This window comes from Pseudomonas sp. 2822-15 (assembly GCF_002742515.1).
Classification (GTDB): Bacteria; Pseudomonadota; Gammaproteobacteria; order Pseudomonadales; family Pseudomonadaceae; genus Aquipseudomonas; species Aquipseudomonas salomonii.
Genome location: NZ_LJRY01000239.1, coordinates 1 through 595, shown reverse-complemented (window position 1 = coordinate 595; position 595 = coordinate 1). Strand labels below are relative to the sequence as shown.

Genomic DNA, 595 nt, shown 5'->3' with positions numbered 1-595 from the left:
CAACAGCGTGTCCTGGTCGACCACCACCACCGCGCCGCCGTTGAGCAAGGGCGCCCACACGTCGAGGGTGCTGGCATCGAACGCCGGGTTGGAGGCAAAGGCCACACGGTCGTGCTGATTGAAATCGGCGTAACCGTTGTTGATCACCAAGCGCGTAATTGCCCGGTGCGGCACCAATACGCCTTTTGGCGTGCCGGTGGAGCCGGAGGTATACATGATGTACGCCGCTGTCTCGGCCGATTGCTCCAGCGCCGGGTTGCAGTCGGGGGTGTCAGTGAAATCGAGGCGGTCCAGGTCCAGACGACGGGCGCCCTCGGGCACCTCGATCGACGCCAACGTGAGCAGCCACTGTGAACTGCTGTCCGCAACCATAAAGCCCTGACGGTCCAGCGGCGCGTTGATGTCCAGCGGCACATACACCGCGGCGCACTTGCTGATGGCCAACTGGCTCACCAGCAGGTCCAGCGAGCGCTCCAGCAGGATCGCCACGCGCTCGCCGGGTGCCACACCCAGGCCGAGCAAATGGTGGGCCAGTTGGTTGGCACGCCGGTTCAACTGCGCATAGTTCAATGACTGCTCGCCCTGCACCGCTGCC

General features: G+C 64.5%; 1 protein-coding gene. It reads right to left on the bottom strand.

The window, feature by feature from the left end:
- The coding region (locus AOA59_RS25980) for an AMP-binding protein (protein ID WP_143522819.1) at positions 1-595 on the bottom strand (595 nt) is incomplete at both ends.